The organism is Nitrosopumilus ureiphilus, from assembly GCF_013407185.1.
GTDB classification, from domain to species: Archaea; Thermoproteota; Nitrososphaeria; order Nitrososphaerales; family Nitrosopumilaceae; genus Nitrosopumilus; species Nitrosopumilus ureiphilus.
Map to the genome: position 1 here is coordinate 1,060,524 of NZ_CP026995.1, position 26,337 is coordinate 1,086,860.

The window sequence follows — 26,337 nt, forward strand, 5'->3', positions numbered from 1 at the left end:
TTTATAACAATAATGGATTGGTTAACCTAATTCTGTCATAGGGGTTAACAGTCAAAGCACTTTTGGCATTGCGGATTTGATGGTTAAAATGGTCTTGTCTAAGAGTAAATTTAGTTCTGATTCTGTAATTATTAGAGGAGGAACTAACATGACAATGTTTCCAAGAGTCCTAAGGTAGATTCCGTTCTTTTTACCCTCTTCAAAAAATATTTTGTTAATTGACTTTTTAGGGCGAATTGGTGTTTTTCTCTTTTTGTTTGATACTATCTCTATACCCATTAGCATTCCTTTGTGCCTGATGTCTCCCACAATGTCAATTTCTGAAATCTTTTGATAATACTTTTCAAAAATTTTGGATGTATTGTAGATTTTTTTAATAAGATTATATTTTTTATACATCTTGAGACTTTCTAATGCGACAGCTGCTGCAATAGGATTTCCTGTGTATGTGTGTCCATGAAACAAATGTTTCCAATCATTAAATTCACCTAAAAATGAATCATACACTTTCTTATTTGTTAAAGTAGCTGCCATCGTTAGATATCCTCCAGTTAGCATTTTTCCATATGCTACTATATCTGGAATACTTTTCTGTTCTTCATATTGAAACATGGATCCTAGTCTTCCAAAACCTGTTGCAATTTCATCTAAAACAAAAAGCACATCATATTTTTTACATAGTTGACTTATTTTTTTCTGAAATCCTTTTGGGTAAATAATTACGCCTCCAGCAACTTGTGCCCCACTTTCCATGATAAATGCTGCAATGTTGGTTTTTTTTGAAAACTCTTTTTCAATTTTTTCTAAACAATAATTCTGATGATCTAAGAAAGTAAATCCATTTGGAACTCTGTATTCATTTGGTACCGGAAATTGCAATGTTGTAAATAACTGTTTTTTAAATTTGCCAAAAAACTCTGGCACGTATCCTACCGACATTGCCCCAAATGTATCTCCATGATATCCATTTTCTAATGTTGCAATTCTTGTTTTCTTTTTCTCCCCAATGTTTTTCCAATACTGTAGTGCTAATTTGATGGCTATTTCCATTGCAGATGAGCCATTATCTGAATAAAAGACCCTATGCATTTTTGGAGATATTTTCACAAGATGCTCAGCTAGTTTTTCTGCTGGTTCGTTAGTTAGATTAAACATAGATGAATGCTGTAGTTTTTTGCTTTGAGTTGTTATAGCGTTGACTAGTTCGGGATTTGAGTGTCCCCAAACATTGCACCACATTGAACCTACTGCATCTAGTATTTTGTTTCCTTTTGAATCTGTTAGCCATACTCCTTTTGCACTCTTTATTTCGTCAAAAGAATCCCATTCTCTCATCTGTGTATTTGGATGCCAAACAAAACTAGTTTTCTTCAAACAAATCTATTATCTCGGATCTTCTTAATAATCAAACGAAATTAATAATTCTACACTTAATTTTTAGTAATTTTGTGAAGTATTAAAATGAAATTTTGATGTGTTAACGAGTTTATTGACAAAGAGTAAAAATGGTATCCCCCCGTTTTGTGAGGGAAAACATACTGTGTTGTCGTAATCCTTAAGAAAACAAGATTTATTCATATTGTATGAAGTTTCTTCTTGATGAACATGCAGAATATTATCAAAAAGAATTAGAACATCAAAACCATGAAACGGAATCTGCAAAAAAACTGAGAGCCGAAGATCCAAAATACAGAAATGATTACAATTTAATCGAATATGCAAAAGAACACGAAATGACTATCATTACCAAAGATGGTGATTTAGGTCAAGCATGTACTGATAACAATTATCCTTGTATTTGGATTACCGATGATAAGATTTTTGAGAAAGTTATTCAACCTGAACTAGATGTGAAAGCAATGAGCTCTCTAGATATGGAATCAATTGAGGATGAAGTGATTGATGCTTTTAATAAAATTAAGAGTGGTGAGGTATCACGAATGGGTCAAAAAAAGTTCTAATTAACAAAGTGAAAAGAAATCATTACAACGTAAAACTACTTCGAGGTTATGGAATTTCAATCTCCCTCAAAAATTCTAAAATCATTCTAAAAAATGGCAGACATGACATCCCAGGAGAACAAGAATCTAAGAATTATTTTATTTGTAAATTATTCTTAAATTCCTATCGCCAATAATGCCACTATGATTCCAGTAATCGTAAGACCAAAAGTAATCCATTTTGCCCAATTTGATTTTATGAAATTCTTCCTTACTTCTTTTTGTTCTTCTTTGATTATTTTTTTCATTTTAATTTCATCCATACAAATTGTACAAATTTTTTCATGTTCATATTCAATCAAGTTTCCTCTTAGGTGTGCTGGTTTACCACACTTTGAACACTTGAGAGAGTAATAATCCTCGATTTCTTTGATACAATCTTGGCAAAGTAATTTATCCAATTCATGGTTTTTGTAATGAGTCATCTTACCGACATCCGTATCCAATTTATGGCATCTTTCACAGACATTACCTTCTTTTTTGAATTCAATACCCATTATGATCACATGAATTTTGTATGAATTTAAGAATTTTGGAGTTTAGAATCTAATCTTCATCTGGATCATTATCTATTTTTTCAAAAGTCATTTCCAATCCTTGACATGACTCACATCTCTCCATTATACCAAATTCATTCTTGAACTTGCCTTTCCCATCACATCTAAAACAAGTCATAAATTTTCTACAATAATTATGAACTTAAGCATATTGATGAGTTTGGAGTTGTAAATCGTTAAACGATAAGATTAATCAATTATTATTTTAGATGATATTTGATGGATTCTTTCTTCATTACTGGAACTGATACTGATGTAGGTAAAACATACGTCACTGCCGGATTGGCAGTAACTCTAAGAAAAATGGGTATTGATGTTGGTGTGATGAAGCCTTTTGCGGCAGGAACAGCTCAGAAAAAGGGATTCAAATCCGAAGATATAGAAATTTTATCCAATGCTGCACAAGTAAATGATCCTGAAAGTTTAGTAAATCCCCAGTTTTTTCCAATTCCGGCATCCCCTTACACTGCTTCAAAGAAATTGAAAATAAAGCCAAAAATTTCAACAGTGCTTACAAATTTCAAAAAACTATCAAAACTTCATGATTTGATTCTGGTTGAGGGAATGGGTGGATTAATGACTCCGATTCAGAAAAATTATCATATTGCTAGTTTAATAAAAGATATGAAAATTCCAAGTGTGATTGTTACAAGTAGTAGGATTGGCACCATAAATCATACTTTGATGACTTGCATGATGTGCAAAAAATATAAAATCCCAATTCAAGGAATCATAATCAATGATTTTGAAAATGGTTATCCAACTCCTCAATTAAAACGAGACTTGGAAGACTTGACAGGTGTTAAAGTTTTAGGTTCAATTCCATTCATTAAAGATATGAGTGATACTTCATTGAATAGAATATTTAAAAAAAATCTTGACATCAAATCTTTATTAAAATAAAATTCAACTTTAAATTCGTAAAATTTTGAATTTATTTGTGCCACCTACATTGCTAAATTGTGCAATCTCAAATATAATTTTTGAAAAAGAGTTATTTTCTTTAGATAAAATGAATGATTTTTTTGCAACTGGTATGTTTTTTGATAACACCAACCAAATGTTTTCTTTTTCATGTTGAATTTTTTCTAATAATGCTATTTTTTCATTAACTATGTTGATATCTGATGATTTTGGTATGCAAATTAATAATGACTTTTTTTGATCCTTTTCCAACGTTTTGATATCTGGAATTACTATGTCTAATTCAATTCCTTGATAATCTATTTTTCTTTGACTTGAAATCAATGCATTTGTTAACAAATAATGGAGTAACCCTGTTGCCAAAACTCCCACTGCTTGATCTTTTTCAGCCATTGAAATTATTTCATCATAACAATTGTTGGTAACATTCTCAATTATCTGATCAAATTTTTTCTCAGAAATTAATTTAGGGATTAATTGTGATTTTTCAATATAATCAAATATGTAATCTTTTATGCGGTTTGATTCGTCTGACAATGTATTGTTTTGATGAGATGCCCACTTGTATTTGGATTTACCCTAGAATCAATTCTATTTTCCCTATTGGGTGCTTTGAAAGATCATTATGTATTATGGCTTTTCTTTGAAAGTCAAATCACATCTATAACATTTCCATGCTATAGAATTCATAATTTAACTATGACTTTTGTTATAATAATGAAGTGTGTACAATAAAACAAATTTAATATCGTATTATGCTGGAAAATTCTTTTTTTCTAATTAAAGACAGGCTTAATTTAAGACCCAAATTAGACATGAGTATTGGTTAGAATTGAGTATAAAAGACATCAAGAACTCCTGAAACAAAAAGAAGAACTAGAAAAGAACCGCCCACATGATGTTGATGCAATGAGGGGATGGAAACATTCTATGAGTAAAATTTTGCAAGAATTGGAATTGTTCAAGTAACAACACGCTTAAGTCCATACAAAATTCAGATAGTTATGAACTGTCATCAAAAAAGTGAGGCCCACGTTTGGAGATTTTCAAAGCACACTAAAATGCGTAGATGTGTAAAATGTAAATCTAGAATTCCCATCACCAAAGAAGAATTTGATCAAAAATGGGGTGTCAAAAAACCCCTAGTCAAATAGGCTAGTTACTTTTTTTATCTACAGTGGCTCTATCTTTTATCCTGTTTGTTGGATCCTTTGATAAAATCAATAATGGATAATTTGAAACCCTTTTTAGAAAACCTATTCGTTAAAGATGTAGCGTCTTTCGCCTCTAGACTCTCTATCTGTATTTACATTAACTAATACAAATTCTTTCTTTGAATGAACCATGGACTCTTCTGGTAGTAGTTTGTTTTCGTGTAATTCTTCATATTCTTCCCATGTCAATTTCCTTCTGTCCCCAATTTCAGCTTCTAAATTCATATCTTTTACAATCTCTTTGTATTCCGGCTGAATTACTCCACTGAATACCATTGCGCTACTTCCACTTCCATAAGACCCGAATCCTACTCTTTTTGCTTCTAATTCAATTCCTTTTTGAAATTCATACTCTAAGCTACTTCTAAATCCTAAATACAATGATGCGGTATACAAATTTCCAATCATACTGGATGCAATTAATGAACTTGAAAGTTTTGATTCATACACTTCTTGATACTCACGAGTTTTGGTAAAAAGCTTGGTAAATTCATGATCTTTTGCCATAAATTCTTCATCACCCAATACTGATTCAATTGTTCCACGTGGATCTTTTGGTCTAGGTTCTTCAACTCCTATCTCTTGTAAAATTCTCTTCCATCTTGGTAGCTGACGCCATTCATGTCTTACTAAATATGCCAATGCTTTCTTTCCCATATTACTATAAGGTAAGTGCATGTTGATGTAATCCATATGATCTAAAATTGTTTCTCCCGGCTCTATTTTGATTAATCCTGATGCAATTACTTTTTTCTTATATGATTCCAGTGCCTTTCTAACTTGAATCATGTATAGTAAATTAGAATATTGTCCATGTACAATTGGCGTTTCTTTTCCAAATGGTCTGTAAAAATCATATTCGTCTTTAATTGATGTAGCAGTGACTTTAGGATCAAATGCCAGTAACCGTGGATTATCGTTAAGCAACATTACTACTGCTCCTGCACCCTGAGTCATCTCTCCACTAGAACCCATGTCGTATTTTGCAATGTCTGATACTACAACTAGGGCATGTTTGCCCTCTGCTTCTCCTGCTCTAATCCAATTTGTATTGTCATAAAGCGCATATGAACCACTGACACATGCAAATTTAGTTTCAACTCCTCCACAATGCTCAAAAGCACCTTGACCGTAAACTTGTTCAAGCATTCCAACAACGTATGAGTTCATTGCCTTTGATTCATCAAATGCCGATTCTGTTGAAACATACAATCTTCCAATGTCTTCTGGAGAGAGTTTGTTTTTTTGCATGATTCTCAAACATGCATTTGCTGCAAGACATGCTGGGTCTTGATTGGCATCAACAATTGCCATCTGAGATACGCCAAGACCTTTTTGTAATTTTACTGGGTCTAAGCCTCTAGCTTTTGCAAAATCAGCTGCATCAATATACAATCGTGGGATGTATATTGCAATGTCGTCAATACCAGCTACCATAAGCTTCGCTCCGATATTTCATTAATAAGGTTATTGTGTAAATTCTGACTAACTAGGAAGGAAATTTTCCTAATTTTTTTAAATTATTTATTAATAATTTGATCGCTAATTTGATTTTTCAAGTTCTATTTCAAAAATATTTTCAAATACTTCAAAAGGCTGAGCTCCAAAAATTCGAGTGGTTTTTCCATCAGGCCCAATGACAAAAAATGCAGGAGTGCCTGTTATTTCAAGAGATCTTGCATCTTCATTACTTGCAAGAATAACTTGTGAATGCTTTTGACTATTCATGCATTCTGACCACTCATTCATATCTAATCCTATTTCTTGTGCAAACTTTACAAGATTCTCTGATGATGCCCATCCATTATTTTCCCCAGTCCAATTTGAATACAAAATATCATGATACTCCCAAAATAATTTTTGATCATCTGCACAATGAGCACCATGTGATGCAGTTACTGAATCAGGACCGATAATGTTGTAATCTTTGAAAATCATTCGTACTTTTCCCGTTTCTACATAATTTTTTAATATATTGTCTTCAGTTGTGTGAAAAAATACGTTACAGAAATGACATTGATAATCTCCAAACTCTACTAGTGTAACCGGTGCATTTGGATTTCCAAGTAAAGGTGAGCCATTTTCCAAAAATGTGTTCATGGTAATTTTTGGTGGCCCTGTTTCTTGAATTTGAGGAATTGGCTCTATTGTTAATTCTGACTGATTAGTGATTCCCTGAAATCCTAAAAATACCACTATTATGACTATAGATGCAATAGCAGCACCTATTCCAAGTGATGGTCCATGTATCAATAATAAAATTAATTTTCTGACACATTTAGTCTTTTGTGCTATTATGGGGATGACTTTCTATCATCTGATTATTCTCATAAATAAAATATTTGTAATGTTTTTGATGATTCTGATTTTTCATTTTCTGCAGTTATTGTAACTGTTAGTGTTTCTTTTTTGGAATTCTCTGTAATCAAAAATTCTGTTTCAAATAGACCGTTTTTATTTGTAATGCCATAAGAAAAACTCTTGATTGTCTTCATTAATTACTAAAACACCAATGTTTGTATTTTCAATATGTCCATAATTCTTGCAAACCGCAATGAACATACACTAGTGCAATACACTATAATTTGTAATGATTTCTTTTGAATATCGAATTCTTAGTGAATATAAAATAAAAAAAGCAAAAATTGACACATTATCTAATTCTATTCTCAGCCATACAGATCCTAAAGGCATTGAGGCAAAAGAAGCTTTAAAATTCCTTGATGTTTTGATTGATGAAATTGATAAATTCTATGTAGCTCATAGTGAAATTCTATCAAATAATGGGAAAAGACCTCATCCTAGTTCACGCTTACCTGAAACTAAACAATGGAATGAGAATATAGAAAGTTTTTATGAAAAAAATCCACGCAGAAGGCCTAGAAAATAATTGGAATTCTCAACTGAACTAATCTAAATAAAAGGGTCAAACATACCGGATTTATGAAGAAAATCTTTGTTAATGGATATGGTTCCATTGGCAGTAGAATTACTTCTTTTCTAAAAGATGATCCTGAACTAACAGTCATTGGTATAGGCAAATATTCTCCTGATGAAAAAGTAGAGATTGCAAATTCACGAGGTTTGGACGTATATGTTCCAGAAAAAAAGATTGGTGATTTTTCAAATTACAAAATTGCCGGTTCCATTGAATCTGCACTTGACAATTGTGATTTAGTGATTGATGCCGCTCCTGGCGGTCATGGTTATAAAAACAAAGTAAGTCTATATGAACCGAAAAACATCCCTGCAATTTATCAAGGGGGCGAATCAGTTATTGGGTCTGAAGCTGTTTCTGATTTATTGTTTAATTCACGAGCAAATTATGCTCAAGCCTTAGGTAAACGACATGTAATGCAAGGAAGCTGCAATGTTACTGGAATGGGCAGGATTTTAGAACCATTACGTGACAAGTTTGGTGATGAATTGATTCGTTTTGATGTCACACTTGTTAGAAGATGGGCAGATATTGAGCAAACGGAAAAAAAACTTGTTGATACTATAGAAATGTCTGAAAAGCCTCATCATGGTGATGATGTCAAGATGTATTTTGGAAAGGATGCTCCACTTTATGTTAGAGCAATCAAAGTACCAACAAGACAAATGCACTTGCATATTATGGATATACGATTCAAAGGTATTGCACCAAAACCATCTGAAATTCACGAACTTTTTACAGATGAGTTTGGTGTTGCAAAGGTTTGGACTGCTAAAGGAACTAAAGATATTCGAGATTATGCACAAAATATGGGCTTCAATTTTACTGATACAAACATGATTCACATTCATGCAAACATGACTACATCAATTGGTGACACCGTTCAAATGATGTATTCTGATGACCAAACAGGCATTGTTATTCCTGAAAATCATATGCTTTTACAAGCAATGTTGTTTGAAAAATCATACGAAGAAGCATTTACTCACACTGAATCAATTTTCCATATGAAAGAAAAAAAGGAAAAACTACAAGAATATTTTGCTAAAAAGTAATTTTATTTTTTAATCCGTTCTATTCTTATTTTCACAGGGAGGTTCTTTACGACTTTCTCAACAACTATTCTTACTTTTCCTAATTCTAATTTATCGCCTTCTTGTGGGATGTCTTGTAACCTTTCATGTAATAATCCATTAAGTGTACTATAATCATCCCCTTCTGGTAATTCTGATTTAAAAATTTCATTAATTTTTTCAATTTCGATATCCCCTGTTGCAACAATCGTATCTTTATCTATGGAGTGGTACTTGATTGATTGGGGAGAATCTGTTTCATCTTCAATTTCTCCAAGAATTTCTTCAATTAGATCTTCTAACGTTACTAATCCTTCAACTCCACCATGTTCATCTATCACAATTGCCATGTGTGTTTTTCTACCCTTCATCTCTCTTAGCAATGCAGTAACCATTTTTTCTTGAGATACAAAAACAGGAGTTCTTGAAATTTGTTCTAACGTCTTCATTTTGTTATCTGATTCAAGCTCTCTTAGCACATCTCTTACATGAACGAATCCTACTATATCGTCATGTGTTTCACCATAAATAGGGATTCTGGAATGGGAGTTTTGATTAATTATTGGAAGTGCCTCAAAAAGCAACATTTTTGCAGGAAGTGTTTGCATTTTCATTCTGGGGGTCATAACAGCACGAATTACTGTGTCGTCAAATTCTAATGCTCTGTGCACTAAATCCCGCTCTTGACTTTCTAACGCTTCATCTCTATGACCTTGATCAATAATTCCTTTGATCTCTTTTTCAGTTAGTGCTGGTGGATGATAGTCACTTCCAGTAATTTTGATCATTACACGAGTAATTCTCTCCAATGTCCAGACTACTGGATATGTGGCATAACTAAACATTAGTAGAATTCCACTTGAACCAAGTGCAACTTTAGTGGCATTTGCATTACAATATGTTTTTGGGGTGACTTCCCCAAAAATAATAATTAAAAAAGTCATAATTCCTATAGCAATTCCAAGTCCACTATCTCCAAATAATTTTATTGCAACTACCGTTGCCAACGCAGATGAACCTACATTCACTACATTATTCCCGAGGTTCACAGCTGACATCATCCAACCTGGATTTGATTTGAGTTTTTGAAGTGCTTTAGAACCTCGTCTTTTCTCTTTTACTAGTTGCTCTACAGTAGCCTGACTTGTACCTACCAATGATACTTCTAATCCGCTAAAAAACCCAGATAATCCAATTAATCCTGCTAATGCAGCAATCTCTAACCAAAGTTCTACCAAGATACCAACTCCATAAACTTGTTAAAAATACCTCTATTACTCATTTAGTTATTTTGCACCATCTTTTGGTTGTAATAATTCTGCAAAGCATGGATTTAACTCTTGAGATATTATAGAATATTCTTAATCTTTAAGCCTAAAAATAGGCTTAATTTTTTGGGGGTATTGCAAAAATGTTTTTGGGATTCTGATGATATTCAACTGGCAACATTGCATCTTTTTGTCTGCCTGTAAGAATTCCTACAACGACATCGTCTTTCTTGATAATTTCTTCACTGATTAACTTCTTTATTCCAACAACTGATGCTCCAGATGCCATCTCGCAATCAAATCCATTTAGTCCAACAACTGACATTCCATCAAGCATTTCAGAGTCTGAAACGGTAGTTGCCACACCATTTGTGAATTCTAATGCACGTAAGCCTTTCAAAATATTTGCAGGTCTGCCAATTTGAATTGCAGTTGCTTTAGTTTTTGGTCTTATCCCTTCTTTATCTAAATGATCATAATATCTGGAAATTAGTTCGGTATTGGGACTTCCTTTATTCCATCTGAGCTCTTCCCCCTCGAATTTTCCATTATACAAATCCGATAATGTGCTTGCACCTTCAGAATTTATCACAGCAATTCTTGGAATTTTTTTAATCCATCCCCATTCGTACAATTCCATGAGTGCCTTTCCACAACTTGAAGTATTTCCCAAAGCTCCCCCAGGATAAACAATCCAATCAGGAGATTCCCAGTTAAGATATTCTAATGCTCTAAATGGAATTGTTTTTTGTCCTTCAATTCTAAATGGATTTACAGAGTTTACTGTGTACCCTTCATGATTTTGTGCATCTTCTAGTGATTGTTTTAATGCATCATCAAAATTTCCATCAACTTCTAAAATTTGAGCTCCAAATTGATATGCCTGACTTAGTTTTCCTGGGGCTATTTGTCCTGCAGGGATGTATACATCACAATTAATCCCTTCATTTGCTGCAAACATTCCTGCAGATGCAGATGTGTTCCCAGTTGATGCACAGACGATTTTTTTTGCACCTACCATCTTTGCATGTGTAACAGCTGTTGCCATCCCGTTATCTTTGAAAGAGCCACTAGGATTGTATCCTTCAGGTTGCAACCACAAATTTTTATTTGAAATTCCTATGAATTCCGCAGCTTTTGACATTTGATATGGTTTTGATTGTCTTCCTTCTGCGCCATCTAATGATACTAAATATTTTGAACATTCCTCGAGATTTTCAGTATCTATCTGACAAAAATTTAGTAATTCTCTAAATCTCCAAACTCCACTTTCATTAAAGATACTGCCTTCGGAATTACGTCTTTTGTAAAATACCTCTTTCAAACCTGTTGAAGGTTTGTTTTTGTATTTTACATCTAATAGATGTCCCTCTGTACACTGCACATTTCTACTCTCAATAGGATATTCTAAACCACATTGTGGGTCAATACATTTTAGATATGCATCTCCTTGCATTGTCCTTTCAAATAATAGATGATAATTTAAAGCAAATGTGTAACTTTCAGACTAGGTCAAGCTATTTTTCCTAAACTTTAGATTAGATACAACAAGAAAATAATCGTGGTAACCTATAACGATCATCTGAGAAACATCCTAGTTCAGATACTTGAATCTTATAATTGTCTCAAAGAAGTTAAAGATAAACCCGGGGATCTTGCTAATATCAAAAAAGAGATGCTAAAAATTAACGGATTTCTAAAAGTTATTACAAATAAAATCGATGTTGAGAAGATTCCATCATCTAATTTTAAACCATTAAAATCCAAATTTCAGCAGTATTTACAAAATTATTCCTTTGAGCAAGAAATTGAAACGATGATTCCATTATATTCTGATGATACACATAGAATAAAAAATATGAGACTGAAAATATTGGAAGCGTTGGAAGATAAAAAAATGCTATATGACGTGGAGAGTTTAATTGAGAAAATATGATGGATGAAAAGAAATGCATCTTGTGTGGATGCAAAGATCACAAATTGTTTGGATGCTCAAGACACATTTCAAAAAAATGTAGTTGTTACAAAGAAATCAATTAGTCTTAAAAGCTATTTTCTTTTAGGGCCTGATCTTTCATGAAAATTTAAACAACACTTGCATTCTTTTTCAAGACATTCTGATTCACTATGATGATCACAAATCCCACATTCACAACTTTTTGACATGCTAGTAATTATCCCATTTAGAATATAATTTATCCCCCAAATTTTTATGAGTTTATAGTCAAATGAGACTATTTTTTAGATTTTGATTTTTTTACAGGTTTTTCTTTACCTTCTAATTCTTTTTTAATTTCATCTGCTTTACTATCTACGGCTTTGATGATCTCCTGAATAAGACCATCAAGATCACTGTCTTCTGCTGGTGGTTCAACAGTACTTGCAATCTCGTTAATGGTACTTGAAATTTCAGCACTTACATCCTCAAAACTTTCGGGATCTTCATATGCTGCATTATATAGTGATTTGAGGTTATTTACATGGCCAATTACTTGTTCTGTTAATACAATTCTGTAATCAGTTCCATTCACATCGAATTCTTTTGAACTCATACTGTTTTTCAAATTCTTTTGTTTATAATGTTTTTCAGATGATCAAAACTGAAAATTATGATTGGAATCAATATTATGATCTATTTTCTTGTATATCTTTCCCACAATGGATGCAAAAGTAAGTTCCATTGGTGTCCAATAATGATTGCATCCAGAACCATCCATATTTTTTATGAACTTTTTGGTTCATTACACTCTTGCATTGTAAATTTTACACAAAATGCCAAAAAAAATCAACTTTAAACATCCGTCTTTCTATTATCAGTAATTTTTGAACAAACAACACCATTAATACAAAAATTAGTTAAAATCATTAAGATGATGACCTGTAAAAATTCCATATTACATCATCTTCAAATTCTAGATGAAGATTCTGAATTTTCCTCAAGACTTTTTGATTATGGTTAGATTCTAAAAATAGGAATGTCTAGGAAATTTATAGAATTAATTCATATCATAAATAATTGACTGATAATAACGACAAAATTCTTCCAAAAGATATTGATTCTGATTATAGTTTACCTGGTCGCCTAGAGGAAAGCAATTCTGATACTTGTGATTCAGAATCTGTCAAACCAAAATCTCATACTCGGGTATTTTTATCAATTATGGTGCTCTCTATCGTTGTTTCATCAGGATTCTACTCGTTTTATTTTTTGAATCAAACTGATATTGATTCACAAATTATTGAAAATACTCTGAATTTGACTCCTGAACAAATACTGGCAAATCAATATGGTGTGGGGGATTATGGAAGTGAACATGCACATGCAGCAATTGCAGTGATTGTAGATAACACGAAACTAAATTTTGGGCTTCCGCAGTTTCAACTCTCAAGCAAATACATTCACTTTGAAAATGATAACTCCTATCTCATTCATAAACATGCAACAAATGTTCCACTAGATATGCTTTTTTCATCATTTGGAATGGAATTCACTTCGGATTGTATCATTTTAAACAATAATGAATCTAGTATCAAAAATAAAAAATTCTGTGCTGAACAAGACCAATCGTTGGTTTTTTATGTCAATGGTGAGGAATATCCCTCTGACATCACTCAATATGTCTTTCAACACAATGATCGAATTCTAATATCTCTTGGAAATGAAGAGTCCATCTCAAAACATCTAAAACATTTGGAATCTCTAGAAATCTTTGATATACCTAACAATGCCCCTGAATATTCTGAAAATACTATTACGATATAACTCTGAAATGATTTTTACCACAATCTGCCTTTCTTTTTTAATGCGGATTTTGCATTACCTGAAATAGTATCTAGTGTATGTACATCATAATTTGCATTAGTGAAATCAGCTGATGTAAAAATTGCCCCTTCGAAGTTTGTATGTCTGAGATTTACTCCGCTTAGATTCGTATCACTCAAATCTGCATTTCTTAAATCTGTATAAAACAAATCTGCACCATTAATGTCTGCGCCTCGAAGATCAACTCCATACATTTCTGCATCCCATAGTTTTGCATTAGAAAGATTCACACCTCTCATGTCTGCTCCTCTTAATTTTACATAAAATAAAATGGACTCACTTAGGTCAGATTCTCTAAGGTCTGTACAACTCAAGTCCGCATTATGGATGTCTCGATTTTTGAGATTAACCCCACTCATGTTGGAATCAGACAAGTTTCTTCCAATCAAATCCTCATAATCAAAATTTACTTTTGTAAGATTTCGTTTACGAAAAACATCCGAAGTGTTCATTATAAATTAAAATAGTAAATCACACATTTGAATTTTACATCAATAACTTAATCTCTTATTAAATTTCAAATTCAAAATACAATATAATCTAGTGCTGCCGCATCACTGATTAATCTAGTGTGTTTTGATCCTACCACGTAGCCATTTTTTACATCACTTGCAGGTATCCATCTATTTGTAGAAGAATAATGTCTCTTTTCTGCTAATTCTCTTTCAATAGCCTCAATATCGAATTCTCCTTCTTCAACTTGTTGCGTAGTGAGATGTTTGATAGTAACAAGAATTTTTGTTACTTTGACACGATCTCCGAATTTCCATTTTGATGGGGGATTCTCATCAGATACTTCTAGAACTTTTATTTTCATTTGTTTATTTCCAAATGCATCATGACTAATCAATGTCCTCTCATCTGTGAACTCCTCAAAACTAATACGTGAATTCACTTCTGCATCAGATACTGTCTCAAGTAATGCCTCTGAGCTAATCTCCTTTGATTCAACATTAGTTTTTTCTTCAGTCAACATGTGTAATTGTATCTTATCCTTAAAAAACGATTTGTAATTATGTGAAATTAGGCATTAGTTCTTTGTTTTGTCTTAAAAGGCATAGGACATTCTTTTAGGAATACTTCTTTTCTTTTACCCTCTATTTTTGCAAAAAATTTGCCATCATAAGTACAAACACAATCTGTGATCTCTAAGGATTCATCCCAGATCTTGAAAAACTCTCTTAATTCTCGACTCTCATATTTGCCGATATCGATCCTTTTTTTTGATAGAAATTTGAATGCTAAAAGCACATTCCTTTTTTCATAAATATCAAAAGTTTTAATCCATGATAAGCATCTTTCAATTTGATCTGCAGGTACTGGAAGCGATGTACTAGTTCCAGATTTTGCCTCTATTGTGAAAATTGTACTGATATCAGTATTTACTGCTAATACGTCAGGTAATGCAATACTTGGAGAACCAAGTCGAAAGGCTTTCCATTTGTCAGTATTGTTAAATCGTTTTACAATGGTGTCTTCCCATTGATAGCCTCTTTGTCTTCGTGTTCTAGCAGCTTTTTGATTATTCGTTATCGTATTTCTATTAGTTTTTTGCTTTGTAATTGTAAATGATGATACTTTTCTTCTCATTGACATTTGATTCTGAATATAGATATAGAAAAGAAGGTAATTACATAATAACTCAATAAAATATCAGATCAAGGTTATTTTCATATCAACATTTTTAAAAAATATTGAATAATTAGGAATGATTCAGAAATGAATTTTGGTGGCTATTGTCAATTCGATGATTCTGAAGTCATCAAACACCATCTAATCAATAAATAGACGTATTTTTTAGATTTATAATCACATGGTGAGAAGACCACCGTACTTGTACGGTGGATGAATCGCAAACTAACCACATTCTCAAATATGAGTAAAGCCATACATTGTATAATGACATGTGGTACCGCAGGAACTGCGGGAACCATCAAATACAAAGGCCTGAGCTGTGAGAACAGCAGTTCCCGACCAAGGGATGTGAGAGCCACAACCACAAATGTCTGCGAAAGTAACTTTGAGGCTCGATGAAGCAGGAAGAGACCACCCAACTTGTTGGGTGGTAGTTCACTTAAACACCATCAAGCATTTAGAATTTCAATTAATAATGGATCCTACTTATGAGGAAATTCAACAAAATAAAAAATTGAAAATTACCACAATTAATGAATTAAAAAAGTAGAAGATGAAATTCGATTAATTTTATCTAAAAAAAACTTCCTAAGCTACAATGAGTTTATCTGTCCCCTTAATTTTACAAAAATAATGTTAGGTGAAATAGTATCAAATTTGATTCTAATAAAACAAGAGTTTGCAAAAAATTACAACGGCAGCGCTCACATTCAGGAGGTAATCCCTTCATCATCGTCTACTGAATTCCCAATAGATGACAATCATTTGAATTTACTTCATAATTTTGCAAAAAAAAATCCAATTTACTTTAATTCATTTGAACAAGAAATTGGAGGGGTATCATGCATTATTTATGAAGGAGACATTAACGAATACTGGTTAAACAGCATCAAGCATGGTACAAGTTGTCAACCATTTTATCCAACATGGATAATGTCTGCATATGTAATGTCTTTTTTTGCAAAACAATTAGGCTATGTGGAATTGATAGATATTGGTTCAGGAGATGGCAGAATTGCTTTTTGTGGAAATATTTTAGGATTAATTTCACACAGCATTGAAATTGATGATGTATTAGTAAAATTACAAGAGACTATCTGTAAATCAACAAATCAAAATTTTGATCCAACATGTGAAGATGCATTGGATTTTGATTATTCCCAATTCAAATTAACCCATCCAATATTTTTCATTGGAGGTCTACCTCAAATGGGGGGTGATGTTTTAGCTACCAATATCATTGATAAAATTAACTCTATCTCTGATCTAAAAAACAACACAGGTTTAGTATTTGCCGGCACACATTCCAAAAGACAACTGTCTGGCAATCTAAGGAATGGCGGATGGAGTACGCTTATTGAAAAACATAATCTTGATGTGGTAGATACTGTTTCACTTCCAACTGTTTGGACCTTTGATCAAAAAATTGAAACTCCTTACATCTATACAAAATTCAAACAACATGAAAAAAATAATTTCTGTTAATCAATCCACATTCTGAAATTTTTACCTTTTGACCAATCTTTGGCATTTTTAATATTTTTGCCATTACTCTAATCTCTTTTTCAAATTCAACTAAGCAAAAATATGCATCACCTTGTCTTGAAAATTCAATAATTTTGCCTTCAATTACCTTCTTTTTTAGTAACACTTCTCCAAAACAATGATTACAAAATTCTGATGGTGGCCAAACAATTTTCATACATTCAGTACATTCAGGAATGTAAAAATCACCTTGAGATAATTCTGATTCGAAATTCATTTTTCTAAAACCAACACTGTTGAGGATGTAGCAGCAGCAGACATATTGTGAACTAATCCTATATTGACATTGTCTACCTGTCGATTATTTGCTTTTGATTGTATTTGTTGAGTGATTTCAATAGTTTGAGCTATGCCAGTGGCTCCAAGAGGGTGTCCTGACCCAAGTAATCCCCCTCTCGGATTTATTTTAAAATTATTTGTCTCATGTAGTTCTTTTATTGTATTGATACCATTCCCTAAATTAGAAAAGCCCAATGACTCTAATGCCATAGGCTCGCAAACAGAAAAAGCATCATGAATTTCTGCAACATCAACATCTGTAATGGTTCGGTTTGCCATTTTTAATGCTGCATTCCCTGCTAATTTTGTAGATTCCATAGAGCTTAATGACATATTTTTAGTAAAACCTGCAGAAGTTGTTTTTTGACCAATTCCTGCAATCCACACTGGTTCATCCGTGTTTTTTCTAATCGTTGCTTCAGAAGCAAGGATAATTGACGCGCTACCTGTACATGGTCTTGAGCAATCCAATAACCTGATATCTTCTGTTAATTTTTTAGAATTAACTACATCTTGTATTGAAAAAATTTTATTTGATATTGCATTTGGATTTTCTTTAGCTTGTTTGTGATTTTTTACTGGTACTATTGCTAGATCTTCCTCCGAAATTGAGAATTCACGCTTGTATGATTTTGTAAAAATTGATGCCCAAAAAATTGGATGTTTGTATTCTCCTCTGGAATTGTCCCATTCTAAAATTTGTCCTGGGCTGTCATATCTTTCAGCCCCTGAAATGAGGACCATATCTGCCAAACCGGATGCAATATATGAATATGCTGAAACTATTGAATTTGTGCCTGAATTACACAAGCTTTCAATCGAATGTGCAATTTTGGGCTGAATATCTATCATTTCTGATAAAACAGGAGATAGGTATTTTGAATTATTATTTGTAGAGACTAAAACTGCATCTATATCATTTCGATTAATTTGAGGATTGTTTTTGAAAAGATTTTTTGCAGATTTGAGTAAAATTGATTCTATTTTTTGATCCTCTTTTGTAAAAGGCGTTATCCCATATGCCATTATTCCAACTTTTTTCATATCACTCATCCAGAAATGTTTTTTTGAATAAACTAAAAGATTCCGATACATTGCCTACTGGATTGAATTGAATTATCGGTAAATCTATACCTGAATTTCTAAAGTTTGTAATTTGTTTTCTACATTCTTCAGATGTTCCAGCTATTGCAAGTGATTGTAACATTGAATCAGAAATAAATTCGTGATTTGATTTGAAACCTGATTTTTTATATTCATCATATACAGCTTCTGTTTCATTTTTAAAACCATTTTTTGCTAAGAAATCTCTGTATATTTTACCGACAGACACATAAAATGCCAATGTTTTTTTTGCTCGTTTAATTGCATCATCTGAATCTTTTGTAACACTAGTAATTATTTGGCATGCAACATCTATTTTTTTATTTGATTGCATTTTTGAAATGGTTTCTTTCATTTCATTTATTGGTCTTAAATAAAAAATCACGCCATCACCAGTAGTCCATGCTAAATCCACCATTTTTTGATTTACAGCTGCTAAATAGATGGGAACTGATTCCCTTTTTGGTTTTATTAATAATGTAAAATTTTTCAAATTGAAAATTTTGCCTTTGTAATTTACTAACTTTCCAGATAAAACTAATCTGATAATATCTACATATTCCTTCATTCGTTGTAATGGCATTTCAAATTTACTCCCATGAAAATCCTCCACGATTGGCAAACTGCTTGTTCCAAGACCTAGAATTAGTCTTCCGTCAGATAGCATATCTACTGTTGCTGCTCCCATTGCAATAGTTGCAGGACTTCTTGAGTAGATGTTGATAATCGAGGATCCTATTTTTTGAGTATTTGTTCTATTTGAGACTGCACTGAGCATCGAGAAATTTTCCATACCCCATGTTTCAGGCACCCAAATGGTGTCTACATTAGTTTTTGAAAGAATTTCTGAGCATTTCAAAACATTGTTTATTGATAACAATGACCCCAGGCTGCACCCAATACGCATGAAAAGACTATGTAAAATTGATATTCTAGTGTATCTGTTTCCGTGCTACTGGAACTCCTCGCTAATGCCTCTGGATGCTTCTTTAGGCGATATGGGATAGTTCTACTATGACATTCCTAGAGACAACTAGGGGGTACCACCTCATCCACATGTTCAGTGTGCTCATTCCTTTGTGCACATACTATAGTACCATCTATTACATGATTACGAAATCCATTATTTCATGAATAGGATGCTTTCGTTTATGTTATAATATCCTATTATATGGGAAATTATAATATATATCATAATATCCTAGAAAATAGGAGATTGTAGTATAAATGAAAATAACTGATTTATTAACAAAAGCAAGAATTGAAAACAAAGAATTCTTGAAAGCCGAAGATCTTAGAAGATTTTGTAAGGGAACTAAATTCGATTATAATTATGCAGTAAAATATCTTGTAGAACATAAATATCTAATTAGAATATTCAGGGGAATTTTTTATGTAAAATCCCATGAAGAAATAGCAACAAAACGATTAAGCCACAATGTCTTAGAATTAATCTCTAAAGGATTAGAATTAAAAGGAATAAAAAATTGGTACTTTGGATTTCATACTGCACTAAAACTCAATAACCTCACACATGAATATTATACAACTGGAGATGTCATAAACGATTCAATCTCTAGACCCAAGTCAATGTTGATTGCAGATCATAAATTCAAATTTTATAAGCTTTCTCCAAAACTATTATCTTTTGGAATAACAAAAGAGAATAATATCAAATATTCCGATATTGAAAAAACTATTTTGGATTTTATCTATATCTGGAGTTACAACGGAATATCAAACGAAAAAATATTGGCTGATGTATCTGAATGGACATCAAAAATTTCAGAAACACGTGTCAAAAAATATTCTATACGCTATCCTAATTCAACAAGAAAAATAATCAAGATGATATTGAAATGAGAAAGAGTCAAGTTAATGAGATTTCAAGAATACTTAGAACATCTCAACAAACTATGATTGAAAAAGATATGATAATACATGAAATACTACATGATTTATCCTCTGAAGCATTTTTTTCTCAAAATTTTATTTTCAAAGGTGGAACTTGTTTAGTTAAAACCTATATTGGATATTACAGATTTTCTGAAGATATGGATTTTACATGGAAAAATCAGAAAGAATTCAGTGAATTATCTTCAAAAAAATTACGTACCAAGTTATCTGAATTGATAGATAAAACAGGCAAAATATTTGAAACTATTTCTAAATCAAGAAATCTAGATTTCAAATGTGATAAAAGTGATGATAATTATGTTGAATTGGGAGGCAGCAATAAAATGTGCACCTTCAAACTGTGGTATGATTCTGAAATTTCTGACACAAAATCATTTCTAAAAGTCCAGATAAACTTTGTAGAGATCTTGCTGTATTCTATACAAGACCAAAAACTTCAAAGTTTAGGCACAAATGATGCCAAAATTAAAGATCTGTTTTCAGAAGGACATGAATATCTAAATGAAATAGATTTCCCGACTTATGACATTCCTGAGATTCTGTGTGAAAAAATAAGGGCAATCTTAACACAAAAAGGCACAAAGGCTAGAGATTTTCTAGATGTTTATCAAATCTGTAAAAAATTCAGAATCCAACTAGAAGACATTGAGTCTAATGCAAAGAAGAAGATAAAATTTTCTTTAGAAACATATGAAAAATATAAAGAAAATTTAAAACAAAAAGCAATAGAAATAGAAACAGGTAAACTATTTGAAATAGGGGAAGAAAACTATATTCTTCTAGAAAAAATCAATGAGCAAGAATTTTACTCCTTTAATAATGATTTAGCCAAATTCCTTAACGAAATTATTCCAAAAGAATATCACAGCATGTTGTACTTTTTATCAATAACAGCTGTATGTAGTGGCGGTGGGGGTGCAGACAAAGCTCCACATAAAGTAGAAATTACTAACTCAGGAGGAAAAAATTTTACAAATATTGATCTAACTAAAGAAAAATGCCCAAAATGTGGATTAGTTGGAACAATGCAAGCAATGCCTGGATTTTACTAAAGACAAGTAATATTTTCAAAACAATAGAAAATTAGTTCATTTTAGCCATAATTTGTACTTTCAAAGCTCTTAGTTTGCACTTAAAATCAAAAAAATCAAAACCAGTTGAAGACTAAATTAATCATGAATGACCGCAAAATGTGGTATTTAGCGAGACTAGAATTAGTGGTACTTCTGTTTTAGTAATGAGTTAATTTTCATTGAGGTGGAGTATTATGAGATTAAAAAAAGATTGATGGTATTGACTGAACACGCCTTTGTTGAAAAAACCCCTCAAAAGTCGACATTTTGGAATGATGCTACAAAATATGCGTCAATTAGCAAAGATGAAGCATTTGTTGAAGAAGTAGCATACATGATGGTTACACTCCATAGAACCGGAGCATAAAATTATATCTTATTTTATTATTTTTTCTATTTCTAAAGAACACTCTTCCATATCTTTGAATGAATCAATTGAATACCATTTCACATTTTTAAATTTGACAATGTTGAGTTTACCTTTTTTGGCATAGTCTGGAAAAACAGTTTTTTCAATATCGCCTTTACTGGGCAAATCTTTGAGAATTCCTTTTTCTAGATGATATATTCCCGCATTCATCCAACAATCAATAATTTCTTTTTTCTCTCTAAATTTTATTATTTTGTCATCTTTAGTTTCTAAAATTCCAAAATTAGTTCGTAGTTCAATTGATGCTATTGCATTTGATTTTTTTGCAAGTTCATTCAAATCTATATTTGTAATAGTATCCCCATTAATTACAAAAAAAGATTTTTCATTGATCATTTTTCCTGCTTTTTTAATTGCACCACCAGTACCTAATGGTGATTTTTCAACTGAGAATTTTATTTTAGTTCCTATTTTTTTTACATCCAGATGATTTTCAATAGTTTCTTGCTTGTATCCAGTACATACAATTATTTCATCAATTCCAAATTTTTTTAAATATTTAATTTGCCATTCAATTATCGGGATGTTTCTTATTGGAACTAGAGGTTTTGGCACATAATCTGTTATTGGTCTTAGTCTTTTTCCCCGTCCTCCTGCCAAAATTATTGCTTTCAATATTATTGGCTTATTTTTAGAGTATATGAAAATTCTCTATTTTGGTTTTTTAATTTCATCTGTTTTTACAACCTCTTCCATTTTCTTTGCAAATTCATTGTAAATTTTTTCAAGATCTTTCAGAGATACATCTATTCCAAGCATTTTCATTGTTTTCTTCCAGGATTCGATGTATTTTTCATCATCCAAACCTTTTCCAAGGGTTTCTGCAATTGAGTGAACTCCTTCTGTTTTACCTAGTGCATAAATTGCAATTTCTCTATCTGTTGGCATTATCTTATTCCTTTTCTGTGAGATAGTAGTGTAATTCAGTATAACATTCTACGCAATACTCTTCAAAATCAGTATGATCACAATCATATACTTTTGGCACTTTATTATTGCATTTTGTACAAATGGCCATGGACAAATTATGAAGAAAGTGATTTTTTTATCTTTATTCCGCCTAATGCAGTAATTATTGCACCAACTGCAATTAATCCGCCGCCTTCACCTGCCATTCTTGCAGTGTTTTCAGATTCACCTGCGCTGGCCATAGATACTGCACCGCCAATAATGATCAAAATACCTGTAATTATCAACATTATTCCTAATCCCTTGAATGGTGGTTTCTTAGAAATGAAAAATGCAATAAATGATAAAATTATTGGAGGCATCCCAAATCCAATGCCTCGTGCCATAGCATCAAATGGTAAGAATCCATCACCAGCTCCGCCCCCTCCTACCATTACATCAGCACCATAAATTACTAAAAGAATAATTGAAATTCCGGATAATACATGTGGGACAGATACCATGCTTGTCGTAATTTTTCATTAATTAATAAACCTATAATGATTGCATTGGCACTAGGTATTACTAGTAAATTTATGACCGAGGTTTAACAATGACTTTTTCTTTTAGAGTCTCAAGTTTTTTTAGCAATTGATCTATTGTTTCTCCTTGTTTTGCAACTAAATTGAAATGACCTAATTTTCTTAATGGTTTTGAAATTTCTTTTCCATACATTTTCAAAAAAACATTTTCATCTGAGATATTTACTGGTGAGTATTTTCCTTCAAATGATACATCTCCCAAAATATTGTACATTATTGTAGGATGTATAAGTTCAGTATCTCCAAGATCAAGTCCTAAAATTGCTCGTAGATGTTGTTCGAATTGGGATGTTTTACTTGATTGCAATGTATGATGTCCTGAATTATGAACTCTGGGAGCAATCTCATTTATTACAACATCGTCATCTTGTGTTACAAACATCTCAATTCCAAAAATTCCTGCACCTCTCAGAACTTGCATTGTTTTTTCAGCAATATGCTCTGCTTTTTTTGTAACTTCTTGGGATACTCTTGCTGGTGCAATAGTTTCACGTAAAATATTTTCTTCATGAATGTTTTCAACTAGAGGGTATGTTTTGATTTGTCCTTTAGTGTTTCTTGAAGCTATGACTGAAACTTCCATTTTAAATTGCATAAATTTCTCCAACAATAGTTTCTGTCCTTTAAAATAGTCAAATGCTTTTTCAATGTCTTTTTCTGAATTAATTTTAAAATTACCTCTTCCATCATAGGCATCTCTTCTTGCTTTGAGTAATGCCGGATATCCAAAATCTTGCAACCCATTTACTAAATCCTCCATAGCATCTATTTTTATAAATTCAGGAACTGGGATGTTATTTTCTTTCAAAAAAGATTTTTGTAAAAATTTGTCCTGAATAATTCTTAGTGTTTCAGGTGAGGGATTAACATCTGCATTTTTTTCTACAGACTTTAGCACTGTACTGTCCCCTGATTCAATTTCATAAGTGATAATATCGGATTTATTAGCCAAATCAATAATGGCATTTTTATCTTTGAAATCGGCTACAATCTGTTCAGCACCTACTTGTGATGCAGGGCAATTCTCAGTAGGGTCTAAAACAATAATTTTTGATATGTGTTCTGGCATTTTTTTTGCTGCCTCCGTAATCATCATTCCAAGTTGTCCTCCACCAATAATGCCGAGAATTTTTGCCATCACAACAATCATCAATCATCGATTAAAAATAGCTAATGTTGATTTGAACAATTTTGTTGGGGGTTTTCTAATAGTTATAGATAATTACTCTCATGTTTTTTCTATTATTATGACATATTCCAAAAAACCATTAGTTGGAATAATTATGGGATCTAGTTCAGACAGCCGAGTCATGCAAGGAGCATCAGAAATATTGGATCAATTTAAAATTAAACATGAAGATCAAATAGTTTCTGCACATCGTACTCCTTCGAGATTGGCAGAATATGCGCAGCATGCAGAAAAAATGGGATTTAGTGTAATTATTGCAGGTGCGGGAGGTGCCGCACATTTACCAGGAATGATTGCATCGCACACAGTAATTCCAGTGATTGGAGTTCCAATTCTAGTCTATAATGACAAACATCCGAAAAAAAATGACACTTCAAAATTTTCAGCATTTGGTGGATTAGATTCATTGTTGTCTATCACTGAAATGCCATCAGGTTCTCCAGTTGTTGCAGTTGGAATAAACAAAGCTGGAAATGCTGCAATTTATGCAATGAAAATTATTGCTAATGAATTTCCAGAACTAAAAAAGAAGCTAGAACTACACAAATCCAATCAACATGACTCGGTCATTAAAGAATCTGAGCAATTAAAGAAAGAGGGGCTTTCTAAATTTGCCAAAAAAAAATTCAAATGAAATTAAGTCATTAAAATAAATTGAATGTTCTTTTTCCTTAATGACTCTATTAACGAATCTGCTTGTGCTTGACCCTGTGTTTCTAGACTTAGTGTTACTCCTGCTGAGCCTGCATTAACATTTGAACTGAGTCTGTCATGAACCACTTCAACAATATTTGCATTTGCAAGCGTTATTTCATCTACAATTTCCTTGAACGCTCCTGGCCTATCTGGGAGTAATACGGATAATTTTAGTAATCTTCCCATTGCTGCCAATCCTTTGTCTACTATTTGACCTAAAAGATACATGTCTACATTCCCCCCTGCTAAAATTGCTACAACTTTCTTTCCCGGAGACGGTTTCTTTGAAATTAAATAGGCTAAACTTACAGCACCTGCAGGCTCTACAACAAACTTCATACGCTCCATTAGCAGAAACATTGCTTTTGTAATTTCAGTATCATCTACAAGAACAATGTCATCTATTAGTTCTTTGATTATTCCAAAAGTTAACTGACCTGGAACTTTAACAGAAATTCCATCTGCAATAGTTCGTGCACCTCCACTTGCAGTAATTGAACCTTTTTTTAATGAATCATACATTGAAGGAAATGATCTTGATTGAACGCCTATCACTTTGATGTCTGGGTTTTTTTCTTTTATTGCAATAAGAGTACCTGCAGCTAATCCGCCACCGCCTATTGGAACATAAACTTCATCAACATCAGGTAAATCTTCTAGAATCTCTAATCCTATCACACCTTGCGCCGCAATTATCTGAGGATCATCAAAAGCATGTATCATGGTAGCTCTTGTTTCTTTTGCTATCTCTTTTGCTTTGGCAGATGATTCGTCATAATTTGTTCCCTCCAAGATCACTTTTGCACCATATCCTTTTGTAGCAGATACTTTTGCAGGGGATGCATTTTTTGGCATTACAATAGTACATGGTATTTTTTCTAATGCTGATGCAAATGCAACACCTTGGGCATGGTTACCTGCTGATGCAGCAACAACGCCGTATTTTTTCTCTTCAGATGATAATGATTGAATCTTGTAATATGCTCCACGAATTTTAAATGATCCAGTTTTTTGTCGAAATTCTGCTTTTAGATAAACATCCGATTCTGTAAACTCACTAAACGTACTTGAATGTATTAGTGGGGTCTTTCTAATTTCATTACCTCGTAATGAATTTGCCTTTACAACTTCATCATATGATGGATTCATTGGAAATGTTGCTAATAAAATGCTGTATTTGAC

The 26,337-nt window shown here is 32.4% G+C and carries 34 protein-coding genes; 13 read left to right on the top strand and 21 right to left on the bottom strand.

Going from position 1 to position 26,337, the window contains the following annotated elements; translation table 11 throughout:
• Positions 1 to 51: 51 nt before the first annotated feature.
• On the bottom strand, positions 52 to 1,374 hold the full coding sequence (bioA, locus tag C5F50_RS06345; RefSeq protein ID WP_179372813.1) for an adenosylmethionine--8-amino-7-oxononanoate transaminase: 1,323 nt from the start codon (positions 1,372 to 1,374) through the stop codon (positions 52 to 54).
• A gap of 209 nt (positions 1,375 to 1,583) precedes the next feature.
• Between bioA and C5F50_RS06350 the strand changes: the two genes are divergently transcribed.
• A complete protein-coding gene (locus tag C5F50_RS06350; protein ID WP_179372814.1) occupies positions 1,584 to 1,961 on the top strand; it encodes a DUF5615 family PIN-like protein in 378 nt (125 codons plus the stop codon).
• Between the two features lie 155 nt (positions 1,962 to 2,116).
• Here C5F50_RS06350 and C5F50_RS06355 read toward each other — a convergent pair whose 3' ends face one another.
• Both C5F50_RS06355 and C5F50_RS13230 read right to left on the bottom strand, forming a co-directional pair.
• Positions 2,117 to 2,497: a hypothetical protein gene (locus C5F50_RS06355; protein ID WP_179372815.1), complete on the bottom strand. Its 381-nt coding sequence runs from the start codon at positions 2,495 to 2,497 to the stop codon at positions 2,117 to 2,119.
• Between the two features lie 49 nt (positions 2,498 to 2,546).
• A complete protein-coding gene (locus C5F50_RS13230; protein WP_280924478.1) occupies positions 2,547 to 2,675 on the bottom strand; it encodes a hypothetical protein in 129 nt (42 codons plus the stop codon).
• A gap of 101 nt (positions 2,676 to 2,776) precedes the next feature.
• Here C5F50_RS13230 and bioD point away from each other — a divergent pair, with 101 nt between their 5' ends.
• Complete coding sequence (gene bioD / locus C5F50_RS06360; protein WP_179372816.1) at positions 2,777 to 3,460, top strand: dethiobiotin synthase; 684 nt, start codon at positions 2,777 to 2,779, stop codon at positions 3,458 to 3,460.
• A 9-nt stretch (positions 3,461 to 3,469) separates the two neighbouring features.
• Here the strand turns inward: bioD and C5F50_RS06365 are convergent, their stop codons facing one another.
• On the bottom strand, positions 3,470 to 4,018 hold the full coding sequence (locus tag C5F50_RS06365) for a hypothetical protein (protein ID WP_179372817.1): 549 nt from the start codon (positions 4,016 to 4,018) through the stop codon (positions 3,470 to 3,472).
• Between the two features lie 285 nt (positions 4,019 to 4,303).
• On the opposite strand from C5F50_RS06365, the gene C5F50_RS06370 reads away from it, so the two are divergent.
• Complete coding sequence (locus tag C5F50_RS06370; protein ID WP_179372818.1) at positions 4,304 to 4,450, top strand: hypothetical protein; 147 nt, start codon at positions 4,304 to 4,306, stop codon at positions 4,448 to 4,450.
• Positions 4,451 to 4,737: 287 nt separating this feature from the next.
• Here C5F50_RS06370 and C5F50_RS06375 read toward each other — a convergent pair whose 3' ends face one another.
• The 3 genes from C5F50_RS06375 to C5F50_RS06385 all read right to left on the bottom strand — a co-directional run bounded on the left by C5F50_RS06375 (position 4,738) and on the right by C5F50_RS06385 (position 7,190).
• Positions 4,738 to 6,132, bottom strand: coding sequence for a hydroxymethylglutaryl-CoA synthase family protein (locus C5F50_RS06375; protein WP_179372819.1), 1,395 nt, complete (start codon positions 6,130 to 6,132; stop codon positions 4,738 to 4,740).
• A 105-nt stretch (positions 6,133 to 6,237) separates the two neighbouring features.
• Positions 6,238 to 6,948, bottom strand: coding sequence for a DsbA family protein (locus tag C5F50_RS06380; RefSeq protein WP_179372820.1), 711 nt, complete (start codon positions 6,946 to 6,948; stop codon positions 6,238 to 6,240).
• A gap of 74 nt (positions 6,949 to 7,022) precedes the next feature.
• On the bottom strand, positions 7,023 to 7,190 hold the full coding sequence (locus C5F50_RS06385; RefSeq protein ID WP_179372821.1) for a hypothetical protein: 168 nt from the start codon (positions 7,188 to 7,190) through the stop codon (positions 7,023 to 7,025).
• A 95-nt stretch (positions 7,191 to 7,285) separates the two neighbouring features.
• Between C5F50_RS06385 and C5F50_RS06390 the strand changes: the two genes are divergently transcribed.
• Both C5F50_RS06390 and C5F50_RS06395 read left to right on the top strand, forming a co-directional pair.
• Positions 7,286 to 7,585 carry a hypothetical protein gene (locus tag C5F50_RS06390; RefSeq protein ID WP_179372822.1) on the top strand — a complete coding sequence of 100 codons (300 nt, stop codon included), beginning with the start codon at positions 7,286 to 7,288 and terminating at the stop codon, positions 7,583 to 7,585.
• Positions 7,586 to 7,638: 53 nt separating this feature from the next.
• Complete coding sequence (locus C5F50_RS06395) at positions 7,639 to 8,688, top strand: type II glyceraldehyde-3-phosphate dehydrogenase (protein WP_179372823.1); 1,050 nt, start codon at positions 7,639 to 7,641, stop codon at positions 8,686 to 8,688.
• 2 nt (positions 8,689 to 8,690) lie between these two features.
• On the opposite strand, the gene C5F50_RS06400 is transcribed toward C5F50_RS06395, so the two are convergent.
• Positions 8,691 to 9,944, bottom strand: coding sequence for a hemolysin family protein (locus C5F50_RS06400; protein WP_179372824.1), 1,254 nt, complete (start codon positions 9,942 to 9,944; stop codon positions 8,691 to 8,693).
• A 148-nt stretch (positions 9,945 to 10,092) separates the two neighbouring features.
• Positions 10,093 to 11,430 carry a threonine synthase gene (gene thrC / locus C5F50_RS06405; RefSeq protein WP_179372825.1) on the bottom strand — a complete coding sequence of 446 codons (1,338 nt, stop codon included), beginning with the start codon at positions 11,428 to 11,430 and terminating at the stop codon, positions 10,093 to 10,095.
• Between the two features lie 105 nt (positions 11,431 to 11,535).
• Here thrC and C5F50_RS06410 point away from each other — a divergent pair, with 105 nt between their 5' ends.
• Entirely contained in the window at positions 11,536 to 11,910 is a 375-nt protein-coding gene (locus C5F50_RS06410; protein WP_179372826.1) for a hypothetical protein, read from the top strand.
• 298 nt (positions 11,911 to 12,208) lie between these two features.
• On the opposite strand, the gene C5F50_RS06415 is transcribed toward C5F50_RS06410, so the two are convergent.
• Positions 12,209 to 12,526 (bottom strand): hypothetical protein, encoded by a 318-nt coding sequence (locus C5F50_RS06415; RefSeq protein WP_179372827.1) that lies wholly within the window; start codon positions 12,524 to 12,526, stop codon positions 12,209 to 12,211.
• Between the two features lie 464 nt (positions 12,527 to 12,990).
• Between C5F50_RS06415 and C5F50_RS06420 the strand changes: the two genes are divergently transcribed.
• On the top strand, positions 12,991 to 13,737 hold the full coding sequence (locus C5F50_RS06420) for a hypothetical protein (RefSeq protein WP_179372828.1): 747 nt from the start codon (positions 12,991 to 12,993) through the stop codon (positions 13,735 to 13,737).
• Between the two features lie 14 nt (positions 13,738 to 13,751).
• Here C5F50_RS06420 and C5F50_RS06425 read toward each other — a convergent pair whose 3' ends face one another.
• From C5F50_RS06425 to C5F50_RS06435, 3 genes are all read right to left on the bottom strand, one after another.
• Entirely contained in the window at positions 13,752 to 14,249 is a 498-nt protein-coding gene (locus C5F50_RS06425; protein WP_179372829.1) for a pentapeptide repeat-containing protein, read from the bottom strand.
• A gap of 71 nt (positions 14,250 to 14,320) precedes the next feature.
• Complete coding sequence (locus tag C5F50_RS06430; protein ID WP_246282187.1) at positions 14,321 to 14,773, bottom strand: hypothetical protein; 453 nt, start codon at positions 14,771 to 14,773, stop codon at positions 14,321 to 14,323.
• Positions 14,774 to 14,820: 47 nt separating this feature from the next.
• A complete protein-coding gene (locus tag C5F50_RS06435; RefSeq protein ID WP_179372830.1) occupies positions 14,821 to 15,393 on the bottom strand; it encodes a resolvase in 573 nt (190 codons plus the stop codon).
• A gap of 406 nt (positions 15,394 to 15,799) precedes the next feature.
• On the opposite strand from C5F50_RS06435, the gene C5F50_RS06440 reads away from it, so the two are divergent.
• Together C5F50_RS06440 and C5F50_RS06445 are read left to right on the top strand one after the other, a co-directional pair.
• Entirely contained in the window at positions 15,800 to 15,982 is a 183-nt protein-coding gene (locus C5F50_RS06440; protein WP_179372831.1) for a hypothetical protein, read from the top strand.
• An 83-nt stretch (positions 15,983 to 16,065) separates the two neighbouring features.
• Complete coding sequence (locus tag C5F50_RS06445) at positions 16,066 to 16,917, top strand: hypothetical protein (protein WP_179372832.1); 852 nt, start codon at positions 16,066 to 16,068, stop codon at positions 16,915 to 16,917.
• Here C5F50_RS06445 and C5F50_RS06450 read toward each other — a convergent pair.
• From C5F50_RS06450 to C5F50_RS06460, 3 genes are read right to left on the bottom strand one after another with little or no spacing between them, the layout of a single operon-like run.
• Complete coding sequence (locus C5F50_RS06450; RefSeq protein WP_179372833.1) at positions 16,886 to 17,194, bottom strand: zinc ribbon domain-containing protein; 309 nt, start codon at positions 17,192 to 17,194, stop codon at positions 16,886 to 16,888. The two genes, C5F50_RS06445 and C5F50_RS06450, sit on opposite strands and share 32 nt — an antisense overlap.
• The gene (locus C5F50_RS06455; RefSeq protein ID WP_179372937.1) at positions 17,191 to 18,300 is read right to left on the bottom strand and encodes a thiolase family protein; all 1,110 of its coding nucleotides are present in this window, start codon (positions 18,298 to 18,300) and stop codon (positions 17,191 to 17,193) included. The genes C5F50_RS06450 and C5F50_RS06455 overlap by 4 nt, the downstream gene beginning before the upstream one ends.
• 1 nt (position 18,301) lies before the next feature.
• Positions 18,302 to 19,267: an LLM class flavin-dependent oxidoreductase gene (locus C5F50_RS06460; protein ID WP_179372834.1), complete on the bottom strand. Its 966-nt coding sequence runs from the start codon at positions 19,265 to 19,267 to the stop codon at positions 18,302 to 18,304.
• Between the two features lie 320 nt (positions 19,268 to 19,587).
• On the opposite strand from C5F50_RS06460, the gene C5F50_RS06465 reads away from it, so the two are divergent.
• The 3 genes from C5F50_RS06465 (at position 19,588) to C5F50_RS06475 (ending at position 21,717) form a co-directional block, all read left to right on the top strand.
• A complete protein-coding gene (locus C5F50_RS06465; RefSeq protein ID WP_179372835.1) occupies positions 19,588 to 20,223 on the top strand; it encodes a type IV toxin-antitoxin system AbiEi family antitoxin domain-containing protein in 636 nt (211 codons plus the stop codon).
• A complete protein-coding gene (locus C5F50_RS06470) occupies positions 20,220 to 21,329 on the top strand; it encodes a nucleotidyl transferase AbiEii/AbiGii toxin family protein (RefSeq protein ID WP_179372836.1) in 1,110 nt (369 codons plus the stop codon). The genes C5F50_RS06465 and C5F50_RS06470 overlap by 4 nt, the downstream gene beginning before the upstream one ends.
• Before the next feature lie 241 nt (positions 21,330 to 21,570).
• Entirely contained in the window at positions 21,571 to 21,717 is a 147-nt protein-coding gene (locus tag C5F50_RS06475; protein ID WP_179370591.1) for a hypothetical protein, read from the top strand.
• A gap of 9 nt (positions 21,718 to 21,726) precedes the next feature.
• Here C5F50_RS06475 and C5F50_RS06480 read toward each other — a convergent pair whose 3' ends face one another.
• The 4 genes from C5F50_RS06480 to C5F50_RS06495 form a co-directional block, all read right to left on the bottom strand.
• Positions 21,727 to 22,395, bottom strand: a complete 669-nt coding sequence (locus tag C5F50_RS06480) for a nucleotidyltransferase family protein (RefSeq protein ID WP_179372837.1) — start codon at positions 22,393 to 22,395, stop codon at positions 21,727 to 21,729.
• A 36-nt stretch (positions 22,396 to 22,431) separates the two neighbouring features.
• Positions 22,432 to 22,668, bottom strand: coding sequence for a hypothetical protein (locus C5F50_RS06485; protein ID WP_179372838.1), 237 nt, complete (start codon positions 22,666 to 22,668; stop codon positions 22,432 to 22,434).
• Between the two features lie 137 nt (positions 22,669 to 22,805).
• Positions 22,806 to 23,192, bottom strand: coding sequence for a hypothetical protein (locus tag C5F50_RS06490; protein WP_179372839.1), 387 nt, complete (start codon positions 23,190 to 23,192; stop codon positions 22,806 to 22,808).
• Between the two features lie 70 nt (positions 23,193 to 23,262).
• Positions 23,263 to 24,408, bottom strand: a complete 1,146-nt coding sequence (locus tag C5F50_RS06495; protein ID WP_179372840.1) for a 5-(carboxyamino)imidazole ribonucleotide synthase — start codon at positions 24,406 to 24,408, stop codon at positions 23,263 to 23,265.
• A gap of 109 nt (positions 24,409 to 24,517) precedes the next feature.
• Between C5F50_RS06495 and purE the strand changes: the two genes are divergently transcribed.
• Entirely contained in the window at positions 24,518 to 25,093 is a 576-nt protein-coding gene (gene purE / locus C5F50_RS06500; RefSeq protein WP_179372841.1) for a 5-(carboxyamino)imidazole ribonucleotide mutase, read from the top strand.
• A gap of 2 nt (positions 25,094 to 25,095) precedes the next feature.
• Here purE and ilvA read toward each other — a convergent pair whose 3' ends face one another.
• Positions 25,096 to 26,304 carry a threonine ammonia-lyase gene (ilvA, locus tag C5F50_RS06505; RefSeq protein ID WP_179372842.1) on the bottom strand — a complete coding sequence of 403 codons (1,209 nt, stop codon included), beginning with the start codon at positions 26,302 to 26,304 and terminating at the stop codon, positions 25,096 to 25,098.
• Between the last annotated feature and the right edge of the window lie 33 nt (positions 26,305 to 26,337).